18 protein-coding genes are annotated in these 17,680 nt (G+C 37.3%); 16 read left to right on the forward strand and 2 right to left on the reverse strand.

Annotated elements, in window-relative coordinates:
• The first annotated feature begins 78 nt into the window (after positions 1 to 78).
• From gatC to F3H01_RS05750, 9 genes are read left to right on the forward strand one after another with little or no spacing between them, the layout of a single operon-like run.
• On the forward strand, positions 79 to 366 hold the full coding sequence (gatC, locus tag F3H01_RS05710) for an Asp-tRNA(Asn)/Glu-tRNA(Gln) amidotransferase subunit GatC (protein ID WP_072594515.1): 288 nt from the start codon (positions 79 to 81) through the stop codon (positions 364 to 366).
• Positions 367 to 376: 10 nt separating this feature from the next.
• Positions 377 to 1,516 carry a type IV pilus twitching motility protein PilT gene (locus F3H01_RS05715; protein ID WP_149725145.1) on the forward strand — a complete coding sequence of 380 codons (1,140 nt, stop codon included), beginning with the start codon at positions 377 to 379 and terminating at the stop codon, positions 1,514 to 1,516.
• On the forward strand, positions 1,516 to 2,127 hold the full coding sequence (locus F3H01_RS05720) for a CvpA family protein (protein WP_149725146.1): 612 nt from the start codon (positions 1,516 to 1,518) through the stop codon (positions 2,125 to 2,127). The genes F3H01_RS05715 and F3H01_RS05720 overlap by 1 nt, the downstream gene beginning before the upstream one ends.
• A gap of 1 nt (position 2,128) precedes the next feature.
• A complete protein-coding gene (locus F3H01_RS05725) occupies positions 2,129 to 2,596 on the forward strand; it encodes a Fur family transcriptional regulator (RefSeq protein WP_087577804.1) in 468 nt (155 codons plus the stop codon).
• Positions 2,597 to 2,600: 4 nt separating this feature from the next.
• On the forward strand, positions 2,601 to 4,109 hold the full coding sequence (gene lysS / locus F3H01_RS05730; RefSeq protein WP_223155386.1) for a lysine--tRNA ligase: 1,509 nt from the start codon (positions 2,601 to 2,603) through the stop codon (positions 4,107 to 4,109).
• Complete coding sequence (locus tag F3H01_RS05735; protein WP_149725148.1) at positions 4,106 to 5,350, forward strand: serine hydroxymethyltransferase; 1,245 nt, start codon at positions 4,106 to 4,108, stop codon at positions 5,348 to 5,350. The genes lysS and F3H01_RS05735 overlap by 4 nt, the downstream gene beginning before the upstream one ends.
• Positions 5,350 to 5,892: a DUF1882 domain-containing protein gene (locus F3H01_RS05740; protein WP_087584142.1), complete on the forward strand. Its 543-nt coding sequence runs from the start codon at positions 5,350 to 5,352 to the stop codon at positions 5,890 to 5,892. The genes F3H01_RS05735 and F3H01_RS05740 overlap by 1 nt, the downstream gene beginning before the upstream one ends.
• Before the next feature lie 13 nt (positions 5,893 to 5,905).
• A complete protein-coding gene (locus F3H01_RS05745; protein WP_107696009.1) occupies positions 5,906 to 6,751 on the forward strand; it encodes an SPOR domain-containing protein in 846 nt (281 codons plus the stop codon).
• Positions 6,748 to 7,536 carry a shikimate dehydrogenase gene (locus F3H01_RS05750; RefSeq protein ID WP_149725149.1) on the forward strand — a complete coding sequence of 263 codons (789 nt, stop codon included), beginning with the start codon at positions 6,748 to 6,750 and terminating at the stop codon, positions 7,534 to 7,536. Before F3H01_RS05745 ends, F3H01_RS05750 begins: the two co-directional genes overlap by 4 nt.
• A gap of 121 nt (positions 7,537 to 7,657) precedes the next feature.
• Here F3H01_RS05750 and F3H01_RS05755 read toward each other — a convergent pair whose 3' ends face one another.
• Positions 7,658 to 8,713, reverse strand: coding sequence for a TRAP transporter substrate-binding protein (locus F3H01_RS05755; protein ID WP_021091622.1), 1,056 nt, complete (start codon positions 8,711 to 8,713; stop codon positions 7,658 to 7,660).
• Between the two features lie 91 nt (positions 8,714 to 8,804).
• Between F3H01_RS05755 and pyk the strand changes: the two genes are divergently transcribed.
• Positions 8,805 to 10,256: a pyruvate kinase gene (gene pyk, locus F3H01_RS05760; RefSeq protein ID WP_149725150.1), complete on the forward strand. Its 1,452-nt coding sequence runs from the start codon at positions 8,805 to 8,807 to the stop codon at positions 10,254 to 10,256.
• A 514-nt stretch (positions 10,257 to 10,770) separates the two neighbouring features.
• Here pyk and dnaJ read toward each other — a convergent pair.
• A complete protein-coding gene (gene dnaJ, locus F3H01_RS05765; RefSeq protein ID WP_054197114.1) occupies positions 10,771 to 11,913 on the reverse strand; it encodes a molecular chaperone DnaJ in 1,143 nt (380 codons plus the stop codon).
• A 122-nt stretch (positions 11,914 to 12,035) separates the two neighbouring features.
• Between dnaJ and F3H01_RS05770 the strand changes: the two genes are divergently transcribed.
• The 6 genes from F3H01_RS05770 to F3H01_RS05795 form a co-directional block, all read left to right on the forward strand.
• Positions 12,036 to 12,707: a response regulator transcription factor gene (locus F3H01_RS05770; RefSeq protein WP_021091583.1), complete on the forward strand. Its 672-nt coding sequence runs from the start codon at positions 12,036 to 12,038 to the stop codon at positions 12,705 to 12,707.
• Entirely contained in the window at positions 12,704 to 13,960 is a 1,257-nt protein-coding gene (locus F3H01_RS05775; RefSeq protein ID WP_149725151.1) for an ArsS family sensor histidine kinase, read from the forward strand. Before F3H01_RS05770 ends, F3H01_RS05775 begins: the two co-directional genes overlap by 4 nt.
• Positions 13,957 to 14,529 (forward strand): recombination mediator RecR, encoded by a 573-nt coding sequence (gene recR / locus F3H01_RS05780; protein WP_084041236.1) that lies wholly within the window; start codon positions 13,957 to 13,959, stop codon positions 14,527 to 14,529. Before F3H01_RS05775 ends, recR begins: the two co-directional genes overlap by 4 nt.
• An 85-nt stretch (positions 14,530 to 14,614) precedes the next feature.
• The gene (gene trpD / locus F3H01_RS05785) at positions 14,615 to 16,219 is read left to right on the forward strand and encodes an anthranilate phosphoribosyltransferase (RefSeq protein WP_149725152.1); all 1,605 of its coding nucleotides are present in this window, start codon (positions 14,615 to 14,617) and stop codon (positions 16,217 to 16,219) included.
• Positions 16,219 to 16,833, forward strand: coding sequence for a phosphoribosylanthranilate isomerase (locus F3H01_RS05790; protein ID WP_149725153.1), 615 nt, complete (start codon positions 16,219 to 16,221; stop codon positions 16,831 to 16,833). Before trpD ends, F3H01_RS05790 begins: the two co-directional genes overlap by 1 nt.
• 5 nt (positions 16,834 to 16,838) lie before the next feature.
• Positions 16,839 to 17,680, forward strand: an 842-nt coding sequence (locus tag F3H01_RS05795; protein WP_149725221.1) for an AAA family ATPase, incomplete at its 3' end; no start/stop codon positions are given.

Consider the following 17,680-nt stretch of genomic DNA (forward strand, 5'->3'; position numbering starts at 1 on the left):
TTAAATTAAAACTATCCCAAAATTAAAGCTTGAATGTGATATAATGGCTCAAAATTAATTAATAAGGTTACTTATATAATGCAAATAGATGATACTCTTTTAAATAAATTAGAAAAACTTTCTGCCTTACAAATCAGTGATGAAAAAAGAGAAGAAGTAAAAAAACAACTAAGTGAGATTGTATCTTTTGTTGATATTTTAAACGAACTTGATCTAAGCAGCGATGAAGCTGTAGTTAGCTCTATAAAAGGTGGCACACCTTTAAGAGAAGATGAGCCAAGACCAAGCGATGTGATTGATACGATCTTGAAATACGCTCCTTCGCGTGAAGGGCATTTTTTTGCTGTACCAAAAATAATAGAATAATGGTAAAAATATGGATCTAATCGAACAGCTTCAGGCAAAGAATTTAAGTGTAAAAATACCAGAAGATAATAGCCTTAATAATCTTGCTGGCGATATAAAAACACTTTTAAAAACTGTTGTGAGTGATAAGGCAAGCGATCTTCACCTTGTTTCAAGATCTGAGCCGCAAATAAGAGTAGACGGTGCTTTAAAGCCCATTGATTTTGGCGTATTAAGTGGCAAGGATATAGAGAATTTATGTTTTGCTTTGATTACTGATGAACAAAAAAGTGAACTTGAGAATAATAAAGAGCTTGACTTTGCGATCGAGCTTCCAGATATTGGTCGCTTTCGTGGCAACTATTACTATACCATGAATGGTGATTTAGCTGCTGCTTTTCGTATAATCCCAATCAATATCCCATCTCTTGATGAGTTAAATGCCCCACAAATTTTTAAACACATTATTAAGCGTGAAAAAGGTCTTATTTTGGTTACCGGACCGACAGGAAGTGGTAAATCAACAACTCTCGCAGCCATGCTTAATGAGATAAATTTAAATTATAGAAAGCATATTATTACAATTGAGGATCCAGTCGAGTTTGTGCATAACAATAAAAAAGCTCTATTTTCTCATAGAAATATCGGCACTGACGCAACTTCTTACTCAAGGGCTCTAAAATCTGCGGTTCGCGAAGATCCAGATATCATACTTGTGGGCGAGATGAGAGATAGAGAAACGATTTCAACGGCTATTACGGCGGCTGAGACTGGACACTTAGTCTTTGGTACGCTTCACACAAATTCAGCCATTCAAACTATAAATAGGATCGTTGATAGTTTTGATGGAAGTGAGCAATTACAAGTAAGAAATATGCTTAGTGTTTCGCTAACTGCTGTCGTTTCACAAAGTCTGATCCCAAAGATAGGCGGTGGAAGGTGCGCTGTGCATGAAATTTTAATAAACAATATGGCTATCTCAAACTTGATACGTGAAAACAAAATACATCAAATTTACTCTCAGATGCAGCTAAATCAACAACAGACTGGCATGAGTACGCAAACTCAGGCTTTGATGAAAGTACTAAAAGAGGGTAAGATTACAAAAGAAAATGCACTAGCTTATTCAACTAGTCAGCAAGAACTTCAAAATTTAATAGGAACTATATAATGGATTTAGTAACGTGGTTTGATATCATTATTATTGCTCTTGTCTTGATGCTTGGCATAAAAGGCATATTAAATGGACTTATAAAAGAAGCATTCGGACTTATCGGACTTATCGGCGGCTTAATTATAGCTAGTAGATTTTCAGATCTATCTGGTGAGTTTATAACTAAAAATATATATAAATTTGAAAATCCTTCATTTTTACAGTTTGTTGCATTTATCTCTCTTTGGTTAGTTTTTTGGATAGTTTGCTTGCTAGTTGGTAAATTTTTATCAAAAATAGTTTCAGTAAGCGGACTTGGTTTTTTGGATAGACTTGGTGGATTTGTTATGGGAAGTGGAAAAATTTTCTTAACATTTTCGGCAGTAGTTGCTGTAATATCTGGCACTTCGCTAAATAATATAATTGCTCCTTATTTTGCGAACAGTAAAGTTTATCCGGTTTTGATAGAAACTGGCAAATGGATAACAAATCTTGATGTGAAAAATATCAAAAGTGAGTTAGATGAGATAGTGGCAAGACCAATGGATACAAATAAAACTGATGCATTTATCTCAATGGATGCAAATGCTAGTGTAAATACCGACTCTAATACCACAAAAGGGGAATAAGATGATAGAAAATTTAGAATATGATGCGTTGCTTGAGAAATTCAAAAGAGTGCTTCGCGACAATGGTTTAAAATATACGAAACAGCGTGAAATTTTACTAAAAACGCTATACAACAATGGTGAACACTTTACTCCAGAAAAACTTTATCTTTTTATAAAAGAAACGCACCCTGAGCTAAATATTGGTATCGCAACTGTTTATAGAACACTAAATCTACTTGAAGAATCAGAGATGGTGACATCAATCAGCTTTGGTTCACAAGGCAAAAAATTTGAGCTTGCCACAAAGCCACATCACGACCATATGATATGCAGAAAGTGCGGCCTTATCATAGAATTTGAAGATCCAATGATAGAAAAAAGACAAATCAGTATCGCAAAAGATCATGGCTTTAAACTAACTGGTCATATGATGCAGCTTTATGGAATTTGTGAAAAATGCTCAAAAAATAATATAAAGGGAAAGTAAGGTGATATTTGACAACCAACATGAGATTCAACGACTACAAAGCATAGATGAGCTAAGAAATTTAGGCATTAATCCATATCCACATTTTCTTAGAAGAGATATGAATATCTCTAAATTTAGACTAAAATTTAACTATATTAATGATACAGAAGAGAAAAAGGCCGAAGGTCAGCTAGTAGGTCTTGCGGGTAGAATAAAACTCATTCGTGATGCTGGAAAAGCGGTTTTTGCAAATATCGAAGATGAAGATGGAAATTTACAAATTTACTTTAGTAATAAAACGCTTGATCCAGAGTGGTTTAAAATCGTTAAAAAATACGTAGAGATAGGCGATATCGTCTATGTTAGAGGTTATGCATTTATAACAAAAACTGGCGAATTTTCTATGCATGTAAGCGAGCTTAGCCTTGCTTCAAAGTCGATAAGCCCACTTCCTGAGAAGTATCACGGTCTGGTTGACGTTGAAACAAGATATCGCCAAAGATACCTTGATATGATAATGAACCCTGAAGTTAGAGCTGATTTTAAAAGACGCTCAGTGATTATTAGTACGATTAGAAGATTTTTTGAAGAAAAAGGCTTTTTAGAAGTTGAAACACCGATGCTACACCCAATAGCAGGTGGTGCAAACGCCAAGCCATTTATCACTTTTCACAATGCACTTGGAGTCGAGAGATACCTAAGGATCGCACCTGAGCTATACCTCAAACGCCTTATAGTAGGTGGCTTTGAGGCTGTTTATGAGATGAATAGAAATTTTAGAAATGAAGGAATGGATCTTACTCATAATCCTGAGTTTACAAGTATAGAGTTTTACTGGGCATACCATAACTATCACGATTTAATGGGCATTACAGAGGATCTTTTTAATGTCATTTTAGACAAGCTAGATATGGAAAAAGTTGTAAATTTTGACGGCATGGAGATTGATTTTAGTAAGCCATTTAAGCGAATAAGCTACAAAAAAGCTCTCGTTGAGATCGGTGGACTAGATGAGAATGTCATAAATGACAAAGATAAAATTTTAGCAAAACTAAGAGCTGATGGCCTTGAAGCAAATGAGAAGCTTGATCTTGGTCACTTGCAGGCTGAGTTATTTGATAACTACGTAGAGAGTAAGCTTATACACCCAACTTTTGTTATCGATTATCCGATTTCGATCAGCCCACTTTCAAGAAGAAGTGACGCAAACCCTGATGTAGCTGAGAGATTTGAGTTATTTATCGCTGGTCGCGAGCTAGCAAATGGCTTTAACGAGCTAAACGATCCAATCGATCAATACAACCGCTTTAAAGCGCAAATCGATGCTAAAAACGCAGGCGATGACGAGGCACATGAGATGGACGAGGACTATGTAAAAGCCCTAGGATACGGCATGCCACCAGTTGCAGGTGAGGGTATAGGCATCGATAGGCTCGTGATGCTTTTAACGGATAAAAAATCAATTCGCGATGTTGTGCTCTTCCCAGCGATGAGGCCACTTAAAAATGAGATAAAGGAGAATGAAAAATGAGTTTGCAAAGCTATGATAAGGACATTTACGATCTAGTAAATTTAGAGTTAAAACGCCAATGTGATCACCTTGAGATGATCGCTAGTGAAAATTTTACATATCCAGAAGTTATGGAAGTAATGGGCTCAATCCTAACAAACAAATACGCTGAAGGCTATCCTGGCAAGAGATATTATGGTGGCTGCGAATTTGTAGATGAGATCGAGCAAATAGCGATCGATAGATGTAAAGAGCTTTTTGGATGTGAATTTGCAAACGTTCAACCAAACTCAGGCTCTCAGGCAAATCAAGGCGTTTACGGCGCTTTACTTAATCCAGGTGATAAAATTTTAGGCATGGATCTAAGCCATGGCGGACACCTAACTCACGGCGCAAAGGTCAGCAGCTCTGGTAAGATGTATGAGAGCTTTTTCTATGGCGTCGAGCTTGATGGCCGCATAAACTACGATAGAGTCATGGATATCGCAAAGATAGTAAAACCAAAAATGATCGTTTGTGGCGCAAGTGCATACACAAGAGAGATTGAGTTTAAAAAATTCCGTGAGATAGCTGACGCTGTTGGTGCGATACTTTTTGCAGATGTTGCCCACATAGCTGGTCTTGTTGTTGCTGGTGAGCATCAAAATCCTTTCCCATACTGCGATGTCGTAAGCTCAACTACGCATAAAACATTAAGAGGCCCAAGAGGCGGCATAATAATGACAAATAACGAAGAGTATGCCAAGAAGATAAATGCCTCTATTTTTCCAGGCATCCAGGGCGGACCACTTGTTCATGTCATCGCAGCAAAGGCAGTTGGCTTTAAGCACAACCTTAGCCCTGAGTGGAAAATTTATGCTAAACAAGTAAAAGCAAATGCTAAAAAATTAGGCGAAGTGCTAATAAAAAGAGGCTTTGATCTAGTGAGTGGCGGTACTGATAACCATCTAATTTTAATGAGCTTTTTAAATAGAGATTTTAGCGGTAAAGACGCTGATATCGCTCTTGGAAATGCTGGAATAACAGTAAATAAAAATACGGTTCCAGGCGAGACAAGAAGCCCATTTATCACAAGTGGTATACGTGTTGGTAGTCCTGCGCTTACAGCTCGTGGCATGAAAGAAGCTGAGTTTGAACTAATAGCAAACAAAATAGCTGACGTATTAAGCGACATAAACAACACATCTTTGCAAGAGAAGACAAAAGCTGAGCTAGTTGAACTTGCTCATAAATTTATAATCTATGATAAAGCGACATTTTGATGCAAAGTATTGATACGGCACTTATAAAGATTATTACAACTCATTACTATATTAAGCGTGATACGATCGTTAATAAAATAGAATATAGAGGTAAAATTTTCTTTGATAAATTTGAAAAGATAAATGAGCCACTGACCTATAATATTATGAAAGAGCATGAAGAGGGCAAAGCTGTTATCGCACACTCTTTAATAAATGCAAATGATAAAGTTGAAAATATAGTCTTTGACTATAACGGCAGAACCCCAGATAGATTTTGGCATAAAGCACAGCTTCTTCTAAGAGAAGAGGGATTTATAAATTTTACAGCCTATGAGAGTAAGACGCCAGGACATCTGCACCTTTACGTGCATAAAGGCCACACTACGCTAAATGAGGCTTGTCAGCTGGCAAACGTGCTCAACGCAAAGCTTTCACAGAAGCTACCTAAAGAGTGGAGGATGTTTCCAAATATCGATATGCCAAAAGAATTTAACATACTAACTTTACCTTATAAGCTCTATCAAAAAGAGCGCGGGGCAAGTTGGTCAAAATATATGTAATTAAGGATAAAAAGTGGAAAACGATGAGTTAAAAGATATTCTTTTAGAAAGAGACGATGACGCAAGAGGATTGAAGCTAAAAAAACTTCTTATATTTATAGCAGCTCTTATTATACTTTTTTTGATCATTGTAGTGGCTATGAAGCTAGTAAATTCAAGCGATCCTTCACAAGCTCAAAATGAAGCTGATTCAAGACTAGTGCTTCCTCCAGTACCAGCTGAGCAGCCAGTAGATAGACAAGCTCCGATAGCTGATACAAATTCAGACAATAAAAAAGGCGATACACAGCTTTTTGAGCAAGTACCGATCGTGCCTGAAAATAAGCAACAAGACGAATTTGAAGATATGATCAAAAAGCTAAAAGATAAAGAAAATAATAAGCCTATTTCTAAAACTGAAGAGCCAAAAGAGATAGTTAAGCCTATCGAAAAGCCTGCTGAAATACCAGCAAAAAAAGCTGAGACAAAAGTAGATACTTCAGTTAAAAAAGTCGAAAAAGTAGCAGCTACTGATAAAAAGAGTGAGGCAAAACCAGCTAAGGCTGAAAATAAAGTAGATAAAAAGATTGAAAAAAAGGTTGAAACCAAAATAGAAAAAACGGATAAAAAAGCTGAAGTAGCTAAAACTGAACCTGCTACAAAAGGCTCTTATGTTCAAGTATTTGTGACTAGTAAATTTAATCCAAATGCTGAATATATGAAGAAGATCGCTGCTAAGGGATATAGCTACAAGACTATAAAAGTTGGCGAGTTGACTAAAATTTTAGTTGGTCCATTTGATGAAAAAACACTTCAAAAAGCAGTAGGCGATATTAGAAAAGATATCAATAAAGACGCTTTTATCTTTAGAGCAAAATGAAAACATTTGCAGTCTTTGGAGATCCAATAGCTCACTCGGTATCTCCGAGGCTGCACAACAAAGCCATTGTAGACCTTAGCTTAAAAGCACTTTATACAAGAGTCTTGCTAAAAGATGGCAGCGAATTAATCAATAAATTTAAATCCTTAAAATTAAACGGTGCAAACGTAACACTTCCACATAAAGAGTGGGCTTTAAATTTAGCCGATGAAGCTTCAGATATAGCTCGTAAAATAGGCTCTGCAAATACTCTTGTGCTTAAAAATGACAAAATTTATGCTCACAATACAGATGCGCCTGGGTTTTTAAAGGCAATAAAAAATTTTAAAGATGTAAAAAAAGCTATTGTTCTTGGAGCTGGCGGTACTGCAAATGCCATAACTTATGCATTAAAAGAACAAGGCGTTGATGTTTGCATACTAAATAGAAGCAAAGATAGGCTTGAGAAATTTAAAGATGAGTACAAATGCTTTAGCTGGGATAACTACGTAGAGCAAAAATTTGATCTAGTCATTAACTCAACCTCTGCTGGCTTAAAGGATGATTTTTTGCCAGCACCTAAAGAAATTTTAAAAAGCATTTTTAAGGATGCTAAATTTGCATTTGATGTGATTTATGGCAAGCAAACACCATTTTTAGAAATGGCCAAGCAAAGTAGCCTTGGTGTAAAAGATGGCGCCGATATGCTTTTATATCAAGCGGTCTTAGCACTAAATTTATTTTTTAACAATACACTCGATGAGTCAAAGATCGAGCATTCAATGAGAGAAATTTTCTATCTATAATAGCCACCAGTATTTATTTTTGTAAAAATTTATGGCTTGTATAAAAACATTTTGATTAAAAATTTTATTGAAAGTAACTGGAGCAAATATAAAAAGCAGGGAATATCCCTGCTTAATTTTACTATTCGTTTGTTTTGATATAAGCGTAGTCTGAAATTTTAGTCCATTCTCTTGCTTTTTTAAGGAAAGCTCTTTGAGACTCAACGATCTCTTTAAATAATGGATCTTTAGCACTCTCTTCATCTAGCAGTTCATTTGTGGCTTTTTTAAGAGCTGCGATTACTTCTGGTGGGAAAGACTTTACTTGGATGTCTGGGTACTCGCTCTTCATTTTATCCCAGTACTCGACGTTTGAATAAAATACTTTTGTATTTGCATCTCTTGCTACTTCTGCTGCAGCTGCTTCAAAGATCGCTTTTAGGTCATCTGGAAGTTTTTCGTATGATTTTTTATTAAAGAAAAATTGAGTTTCACCGTTTGGCTCTTGCCAGCCTGTGTAGTAGTATTTTGCCACTTTGTGAAAGCCAAGTGCCATATCATAAGCCGGGCTTACCCATTCGACTGAGTCGATCGTTCCCATCTCAAGAGCCATGTAAAGCTCACCAGTTGGGATAGTATTGATGTTAGCGCCAAGCTTAGCGTAAATTTCACCACCAAAGCCTGGAATTCTTATCTTTAAGCCTTTGATATCATCTAGTGATTTGATCTCTTTTTTAAACCAGCCACCCATTTGCATGCCGGTATTTCCAGCTCTAAAAATTTTGATGTTGTATGGATCGTAAACTTTTGCCTCAAGCTCCTTACCGCCGCCAAATTCATACCAAGCTGTTTGCTCGTCAGTATTCATCATAAATGGAGTTGCTGTAAAAAATATAGTTTTAGCATCTTTGCCTTTATAATAATAGCTACTTGTGTAGGTAATGTCGTATTGACCGCTTTTAGCAAAATCAAGCATTGCAAAAGGTGATTTATGTTTTGATGGATAATCAATCCTTAGCTCAAGTCTGCCATTGCTCATCTTTTCAACTTTATCCTTTAGCTCTTTTGGTACATCACCAAGCACTGGCATAGTGCTCTCCCATGAGCTAGCAAGCTTTAGCTTATAAACTTTATCATCTCCCATAGCAACACAAGCAACAGCTGCTAAACCAAGAGACGCTAATAAAAATTTATTCATATCTTCTCCTTTGAAATTTTTGCCTATTATACAAAAAATTACATTATTAAAATGTGTTATAATCGCAAAAATCAAATTTATGGGGCATAAAATGATAAAAAAGACAAAAATCGTAGCTACTTTGGGGCCAGCAAGTGATAATGAAGAGACAATGGAAGCGATGGTAAAAGCGGGTGTTAATGTCTTTCGTTTAAATTTTAGCCATGGGACACACGAATACCATAAATCAAACATTGACAAGATAAGAAATATCGAAAAAAAGCTAAATAAAAGAATAGGAATTTTACAAGATATCTGCGGTCCAAAGATCAGAGTTGGCAAGCTTAGCGAGCCATTTTACTTAAAAGCTGGCGACGAGCTTAGCATTTATGCCGAGGATATCGTGGGCGAAAAGATTGAAAAAGGCGTTTATAGAGTGAGCCTAAATCAGCCTCAAATTTTACCTATGCTAAAGGCTGGCGAGTACGTCTATCTCTACGATGGCTCGATCAGAGCAAGAGTTACAGGCGAGGGCAAAGATGTGGTAAAAACCATCATCGAAAATGACGGAATTTTAAACTCAAACAAAGGTATAAATTTCCCAAACACCGCCCTTGGCATCGACATCATCACGCCAAAAGATAAAGAAGATATGGAATTTGGCGTAAAGCAGGGCGTAAATTTCGTTGCTATTAGCTTCGTGCAAGATGCAAATGATGTGATAAAAGCAAGAAATATCTTAAAAGAATTTGGCTCCAAAGCTGCTATCTTGTCTAAGATCGAGAAATTTGACGCAGTTGAAAATATAGACGACATCATCGCAAAGAGTGATGGTATCATGGTAGCTCGTGGCGATCTTGGCATAGAAGTACCATTTTATAAGGTTCCAACTATCCAAAAGCTCATCATCAAAAAAGCAAATACAGCAAGCAAACCAGTCATCACAGCAACCCAGATGATGCTAAGCATGGCAGAGCATGAGACTGCCACAAGAGCGGAGATCAGTGACGTGGCAAATGCCGTGCTAGACGGTACTGATGCTGTTATGCTAAGCGAGGAGAGTGCGATTGGTAAAAACCCAGTCGCGGTCGTAGAGGCGATGAGCAAAACGATCATCCAGACGCAAAGCATCTATCCATACAATAAATTTGACGAATTTGACTTTTTTGACGAGACTGATATGGTGGCAAGTAGCGCCGCATCTCTTGCTGTTCGCATAAAAGCAGATGCATTAATCTCAATCACTGGCTCAGGAAAATCGGCTATAAAATTAGCTAGAAACCGCACAAACATTGACATCATTGCAGTCGCTCACGATGAGCAAACAGCACATATGCTTACCCTTGCTTGGGGTGTTACACCAGCACTTGTACTAGAAAAAACAAAGCTTAGCTCACTTTTGGCAAATGTCATGAAAAAGGCGTATGAAGAGGGATATGTCGAACACGACAAGACCTATCTTGTCACAGCCGGTCACCCTACGGGCGTTGAGGGTAGCACAAACCTTATACGTATCATCAGACGCGATCAGCTTGATTATTATTTGGAGCTTGCAACTGAGTAAATTTATACTCTCTTGCAAATTTTAAAATTTTGCTTGCTCGTAAGAATTGACTGCTAAGATTTGCCTGACACTTGCTCGATAGCAAAACGCATGCACCTCTAACGTGCGAGGAGTTTAGGGGATTTAAAAGGGGGATAGGGGGACGGCTTCGTAACTTAAGTCCCCTTGTCTCCCTTTTGATAAATTTATATCACAAAGTAAATTTAAAAATTTGATAGAGTTTTAGACTACATGCGGTAATTTAGCGTTAGAGCATGTACCTTAAACGTGTCAGGGAAGAGGGATTATTAAGGGAGAAGAGAGTGCTAGCTCGCAACTGCAAGCAGACCGTAATTAAAGCCACTTCTCCCTTAATGAAAGAATAAAAAATATATGTTGTTTTATTTCTGTAAATTTTAAAATCTTACTCACTCAAAATTTTAAAATTTTCGTTCATTTTTGTGAATATTAAAAATATTTGGGAAATTTATTTCGCAGAAATTTGTGACGCTAAATTTAACGCCACAAATTAAATTTATTTTTTCTTTTTGCCTTTTGGCTCATCGCCTTTAAACCAGCTTTTTATCTTATCAAAGACGCTTTCATCGGTATTTGATTTACCTGATTCTATGCCAAAGCTAGCTTGAAGCTTATTTAAAAGCTCTTTTTGCTCATCGCTTAGTTTTTCAGGCGTTTGAATAGAAATTTGCGCTACGAGCCTACCCTTTTTACGCGAATTTACGCTTTTAATACCTTCATTTTCAAATATAAATTGCTGCTTATCTTTTGCTCCAACAGGTAGTTTTAGCTCGGTTTCTCCTCGAAGCGTTGGAATTTTTATACTCTCGCCAAGTATAGCTTGCGTGAAAAAGACAGGAATTTCTAGATAAACATCGTCGTTGTGACGAATGAAATGCTTGTCTTCTTTTACGTTTATGCTTACATAAAGATCGCCTTGAACGCCGTTTGTGCCGATATTGCCTTTGCCAGCTACTCGCATCCTCATACCGCTATCAACACCTTCAGGTATGGTAATCTTTACAGTTTGTTGCTGGATTTTATAAGCTTTCGCGTTACAATCGGGGCATGGTTCGCTTATTACTTCACCGCTTCCGTGACAATATGGACACTCTTGGACGATATTCATAAAGCCATTTCCACGTGTTATCCTGCCACTTCCGCCACAGTGCTGGCAAGTTTTACTTTTGCCGTCTTTACTGCCAGTTGCATTGCATGTTGGACAAGGTACTTTTTGATCAAATTTTATCTCTTTTTCGCAACCAAAAATAGCTTCGTTAAACTCCAAATTTATAGGAATTTCAAGATCGGCTGAGTATTTTTCAGAGTATCTTTTTCTCTGCCTAGAACTACTCGCAAAACCGCCACCAAAAAATGAGTCAAAAATATCTGAAAGATCAAAATCGGCACTAAATCCGCCACCGCTACCAAATCGACCCTCAAGGCCTTCTTTGCCGTATCTGTCGTAAATAGAGCGTTTTTGCTCGTCACTTAAAACTTGATAAGCTTCATTTATCTGTTTAAATTTTAGTTCAGCCTCTTTGTCGCCAGAATTTCTATCTGGGTGATATTTTAAAGCAAGTCTTCTAAAGGCTTTTTTGATCTCATCTCCGCTTGCATTTCTTGAAATTTCAAGGATTTCGTAATAGTCAAATTCCACATTTTTCCTTGTTAATTAAGCTTATTTTAAATATGGGATTTTACCCAAAAAAGTTTAAATTTAAAAAAGAATTTACATTTTTGCCGTATAATCTCTACTATTTTTAATAAAAAGGATAATTCATGGTTAATGTTTTAATGATAGAAGACGATCCAGAATTTGCACAAATTTTATCTGAATATCTTGATAGTTTTAATATAAAAGTTACGAATTTTGAAGACCCATATTTAGGACTTAGTGCTGGGATAAAAAACTATGATTTGCTAATACTTGATCTTACTTTGCCGGGCATTGATGGGCTTGAGGTTTGTAAAGAAATTCGCCAAAAATACGATATTCCTATCATCATAAGCTCAGCTAGAAGCGATATTAGTGACAAGGTCGTTGGACTTCAGCTTGGTGCTGATGATTATTTGCCAAAACCATACGATCCAAAAGAGATGTATGCTCGTATCACAAGTCTTATAAGAAGATACAAAAAGACAAATGAAGTACAAGAAGAGGTCGTTGATAGCGCATTTAGGATCGATGATAAACGTCACGAAATTTACTTTAACAATGAGCCATTAGCTCTTACTCCAGCTGAGTATGAAATTTTAACTTATCTCATTAAGCAACACAGCTTTTCAGTATCACGCGAACAGCTAGTTTATAACTGCAAAAGCCTAAAAGATAAAGATTCAAAGAGCTTAGATGTTATTATCGGACGCCTTAGATCAAAAATCGGTGATAGCTCAAAAGCCCCAAAACATATATTTTCAGTAAGAGGCATAGGATATAAGCTTATCGGATGAAATATTCCATAACTACGAAGATAACTATTATCTTTGCCATAGCTTTCTCGCTGATGTGCTTGCTCTTTGTAACTTTTGCAAACATTCAGCAAGAAAGCGCTTTAGAAAAGCTAAAAGATAGACAAATAAGTGCGATGAACTACCTTGTCGCACTCTATGAACGCGGAAATCCCCCAAGAGATTTAGAACATTATTTTAAAAATTTTTACTTAGAGTATGTTGGAAATAAAAATTTAGCCACTTCAATAGCTACAAATGGAACCGTTATTTTCACACAGCATACACCTCTTGGTATAGTCCAGTCGGTTAATTATAAAGGCGATTTGTATCTGCTTATTAAAAATCCATCTTTTCAGCTACTTCTTGAAAGTAATGATGCAAGACACGTAAATGATCCGCTTTGGGTCGCATTTTTGATAGTTTCAGCCCTTCTAATTTCACTTTATGTTTCTGTTCTTAGAAGTCTTTCGCCACTTAGAAGGCTTAGTAAAGACATCAGAAAATTTGCCAGCGGAAATATGGAAATGGCGATGACAGCTAGGCTAAATGAAAACGAGCAAGACGAGATCGGACAAGTCGCTGTTGAGTTTGATAATGCCGTTTGCAAGATCAGAGAGCTCATCCGCTCAAGGCAGCTATTTTTGCGTGCGATCATGCATGAGCTAAAGACTCCGATTGGCAAAGGTAGGATCGTCTCTGAAATGGTTGCAAATGAGACCCAAAAGATGAGGCTCATAAACGTTTTTGAGCGACTTGAGATGCTGATAAATGAATTTAGCAAGGTCGAGCAGCTCCTTTCTAAAAGCTACGCGCTAAACTATCAAGAGTGCCATTTCTCGCTCATTTTAGAGCAGGTGCAGGATATGCTCATGCTTGATAAATTTGAAGAGCGAGTGAGCTGCGACATCAGAGATGACGTCATATTAAGAGTGGATTTTCAGCTTTTTAGTTTGGCGATTAAAAATTTGATAGATAACGCCCTAAAATACGCAGAGGATAAAAAGGCTATTTTGATCTGCGATAGTGAATTTATTGCGGTTAAAAATTTAGGCAAAAAGCTAAATCATCCGATTGATTACTACAAACAAGCCTTTGTGCGTGGCGACAAGGTAAGTGCAGGAAGCGGTATGGGGCTTGGACTTTATATCATCGAGCAAATTTGTCAGATGCAAAAATTTGAGCTAGTTTATGACTATGAAGACGGCTATCACGTCTTTAAAATTTTACTTAGATCAAAGGCAAAGCGAGCATGAAAAGAGGCTTAGAAAAATTTAACGAGCTAACTGAGTCTTTTGCTAAGCTCCCTGGTGTTGGTAAGAAATCAGCCGCAAGATTTGCCTATTTTGTCTGCATGCAAGATAGCTTTGCAGGGCTAAGACTCGCTCAAAATATCGAAGATGCGGTGAGGTTTATCAAACGTTGTGAGCGTTGCGGTGGGCTAAGTGAAAATGAAATTTGTGACATTTGCAGCGACGAGAGCAGGGACAGTGAGGTCATTTTGCTGGTTGAGAGCCCAAAAGATATCTTGGTTTTTGAGCAAAATGGCATTTATAACGGCCTTTACTTCGTGCTTGACGAGATCGATGATGACGCCATAGAGAGGCTGCGAAGTGCTATCACGCAAAATGGCTCAAAAGAGGTCGTCTTTGCCTTTACGCCGGGGCTAAATTCAGACGCGCTCATGCTTTACGTCGAGGACAAGCTTGGCATGAGTGAAATTTCATTTAGCAAGATCGCTCAAGGCGTGCCAACTGGTGTAAATTTAGAAAACGTCGACATGCTTTCACTTTTAAAAGCCTACGAAAGCCGTACAAAAGCCTAATTAAACTTTCTTTTAGTTATAATTTTGCCTAAATTTATAGAAATTTAGCCAAGGCTCAACCGATGCTAAATTTAAAGGATATAGGTTGATTTTACTCATAGATAATTACGATAGTTTTGTTTTTAATGTCGAGCAATATGTAAAAGAGCTTACTGATGAAGAGGTCAGATGTGTTAGAAATGACAAGATCACGCTTGATGAGATCAAAAAACTAAACCCAAGCAAGATCATTTTAAGCCCAGGACCAAAGCACCCAAAAGATAGCGGAGTTTGTTTAGAGATTTTGCAGGCAGACCTTGGCGTGCCGGTGTTTGGCATTTGCCTTGGACATCAAGCTATAGGGCTTAGTTTTGGCGCGAAGATAAAAAGACTAGATGACCCACTACACGGCAAAACCTCATTTATCGACGTGAAAAACAAAGAGCCACTTTTTGCAGGGCTACCTGATAGATTTGAAGTAATGCGTTACCATTCACTCTATGTCGATGAGCTCCCAGCTAGCTTAAGCGCTGATGCGGTGAGCGATGATGGCGTAGTTATGGCGCTTAGCGTAAAAGATAAGCCGATCTTTGGTATCCAGTTTCACCCAGAGAGCTACTTCACACAATACGGCAAAAAGATCGTTGAAAATTTTGTAAATTACAAAGCAAAAGATGAGGTAAAAGAGCCAAAAATTCGCTCACTTAAGCCATATCTTATCAAGCTTCAAGAAAATATCCCGCTTGATGATAGCGACTTTGAGCAAATTTGCGAGATAATAGCCAGTAAAGAGTACGAGATCGTGCAGCTTTCAGCCCTTTTGGTGCTAATTAGCGAAAAGAGCCTCTACCCAAAAAGCCTCGCTGCGCTTGCAAAAAATATCCTAAAATACTCGCAAACTTACCGCGACGATACGCCTATGATCGATCTTTGCGGCACTGGCGGTGATGGCTTTAAGACGATAAATATCTCAACTACAGTTGCATTTATCCTTGCAAGCCTTGGTATAAAGGTCGCAAAACACGGTAACAAGGCAGTTTCAAGCAAGTCTGGTAGCTCTGATGTGCTTGAAATTTTAGGCGTAAAAAGTGAAAAATCACTGGCAAAACAGCGTGAAAATTTAGCCAGTAAAAATTTAGCCTTTTTCCACGCACCATTTTTCCATCCGCTAGTTGGTGAGGTGAGAGAAGTGCGTCAAAGACTTGGTATAAGAACCGTATTTAACGTGCTTGGACCGCTTTTAAATCCAAATTTAAACCTTACAAATCAGCTAGTTGGCGTCTATCATAAACCAGTGCTAAAACTCTATGCCCAGACGCTTAAGATCCTTGGCAGAAAACACGCTCTAGTCGTCCGCGGCGATGATGGACTAGACGAGATCACGCTTTGTAGCGAAACAAGCGTTGTTGAGCTAAAAAATGGAGAAATTTTTGAATACAGCATCACGCCAGAGCAGTTTGGCTTTAAAAGAGCACTTCACAGCGATATCGAGGGCGGTACACCTGAAGAAAACGCCAAAACCTTGATCCGCACGCTAAAAGGCGAAGAGCAGGGGGCGAAATTTGACATAGTGGTCTTTAACGCGATGTTTGCACTTTATGCAGCAGACGGCGCAACGAGCCTAGACGAAGCCAAAAATATGGTACTTGAAGTGATAAAAAGTTGCAGTGCGTATAAATTTTATGAAGAGTTTATAAAGGCGCAAGCGTAATGGCGCTAGTTAAAATTTGTGGTATCAAAACACTAGATGAAGCAAGTGCGGTTTGCGAGCTTGGAGTCCATTATATAGGGCTAATATTTGCCAAAAGCAAAAGAAGAGTCGAGTTAAATTTAGCTAGGCAGATAGCTAAATTTGCTCACGCCAAAGGCAAAAAAGTAGTTGGCGTTTTTGCTGATCAAAGTGAGTGCGAGATAATGGAAATTTGTCAGTTTGCAGAGCTTGACGTGGCTCAGGTGCATGGAGTGGTGAGCGAAAATTTACATGCAAATTTAAAAGATATGGGGCTTGAGATTTGGCAGGTTTTTAGCGTGAAAGATAGCTTGCCAGAGGTTGATTTTAAGCATTTTGATATGGCGCTTTTTGACTGCAAGGGCGAAAATGCTGGCGGAAATGGTACAAACTTTGAGTGGGAAATTTTAAAAGAGGTAAAATTTAAATTTGGCATGGCGGGCGGTATCGGCGAGCATAACGCGCGCGAAGCGATCAAATTTAACCCGCGAGTGCTTGATCTAAACTCAAAAGTCGAGAATGAAAACGGTATAAAATCGGCCGACAAAATAAAGAAAATTTTGGAGATTTTAAAATTTAATAATACATTGGAGTAAACACAATGTTTGATAATTTTTGTGGGATAAAAATTCAAGGGAAGTGCTTTCAAAGTGAAGCAAAATTAAATTTTTTCGAGAAAGAGTATCATAGGTTTTGTTTAATCTATGGGAAAAATGGAAGCGGTAAAAGCACAATTTCACAAGCTTTTGATCCCTTCAAACAAAACAATCAACCTCTTATTACTAGCCAAATTATAGACAGAAGCGGAGCAGTAGTAGATTTAACAAGCGAAAATCAGAAAAATAATATTTTTGTATTTAATGAAGAATATGTCAATAGCAAGGTTAAAATTAAAGATAATGGTTTGGACGCGATAGTTTTACTTGGAGATAAGGCAGATATAGATGGAAAACTTGAAAAAATAGAACATACTAGAAAAATTATAACCCAAAGACAACAAGGCTACGAACAAGAATTAAAGAAATACGAGGATGATAAAAATACAGATAACCCTAAAAAATATGAAAATGATGTAGTGGAAAATTTAAAGAGTAATTTTGCTGAACGCGAGAGAACTATTCTAGGAAATACAAATAAAATTTTACGAGACAAAACAATAGATTTTGCAAAAAGTATCATAGATAATTTTACTACAGATATAAATTTAGACCAACTAAAAAATAACTTTTATAAAAAACTTAAATCTTACGAAGATATCCGAAGCGATTTAAATTTTACAGAAGAGATAAAACAGCTAAATTTTGAAGATATTAAACAACTTTTGTTATACCAAGTAGAGCAAAAACAATTAAGTCCAAGAGAAGAAGAAATAAAACAAGCCATAGCAGAAGCAGACCATGTGGTAACTAAAAATATAATGGAAAGCGATAAAGATATTTGTCC

Source organism: Campylobacter concisus (genome assembly GCF_902460875.1).
GTDB classification, from domain to species: domain Bacteria; phylum Campylobacterota; class Campylobacteria; order Campylobacterales; family Campylobacteraceae; genus Campylobacter_A; species Campylobacter_A concisus_AA.

Bases quoted from the DNA above. Each gene is read 5' to 3' on its own strand.
- F3H01_RS05725 (WP_087577804.1), top strand. From the start codon at position 2,129: ATGATAGAAAATTTAGAATATGATGCGTTGCTTGAGAAATTCAAAAGA.
- F3H01_RS05750 (WP_149725149.1), top strand. From the start codon at position 6,748: ATGAAAACATTTGCAGTCTTTGGAGATCCAATAGCTCACTCGGTATCT.
- F3H01_RS05715 (WP_149725145.1), top strand. From the start codon at position 377: ATGGATCTAATCGAACAGCTTCAGGCAAAGAATTTAAGTGTAAAAATA.
- gatC (WP_072594515.1), top strand. From the start codon at position 79: ATGCAAATAGATGATACTCTTTTAAATAAATTAGAAAAACTTTCTGCC.
- F3H01_RS05775 (WP_149725151.1), top strand. From the start codon at position 12,704: ATGAAATATTCCATAACTACGAAGATAACTATTATCTTTGCCATAGCT.
- F3H01_RS05740 (WP_087584142.1), top strand. From the start codon at position 5,350: ATGCAAAGTATTGATACGGCACTTATAAAGATTATTACAACTCATTAC.
- F3H01_RS05770 (WP_021091583.1), top strand. From the start codon at position 12,036: ATGGTTAATGTTTTAATGATAGAAGACGATCCAGAATTTGCACAAATT.
- recR (WP_084041236.1), top strand. From the start codon at position 13,957: ATGAAAAGAGGCTTAGAAAAATTTAACGAGCTAACTGAGTCTTTTGCT.
- F3H01_RS05790 (WP_149725153.1), top strand. From the start codon at position 16,219: ATGGCGCTAGTTAAAATTTGTGGTATCAAAACACTAGATGAAGCAAGT.
- F3H01_RS05755 (WP_021091622.1), bottom strand. From the start codon at position 8,713: ATGAATAAATTTTTATTAGCGTCTCTTGGTTTAGCAGCTGTTGCTTGT.
- pyk (WP_149725150.1), top strand. From the start codon at position 8,805: ATGATAAAAAAGACAAAAATCGTAGCTACTTTGGGGCCAGCAAGTGAT.
- F3H01_RS05720 (WP_149725146.1), top strand. From the start codon at position 1,516: ATGGATTTAGTAACGTGGTTTGATATCATTATTATTGCTCTTGTCTTG.
- F3H01_RS05735 (WP_149725148.1), top strand. From the start codon at position 4,106: ATGAGTTTGCAAAGCTATGATAAGGACATTTACGATCTAGTAAATTTA.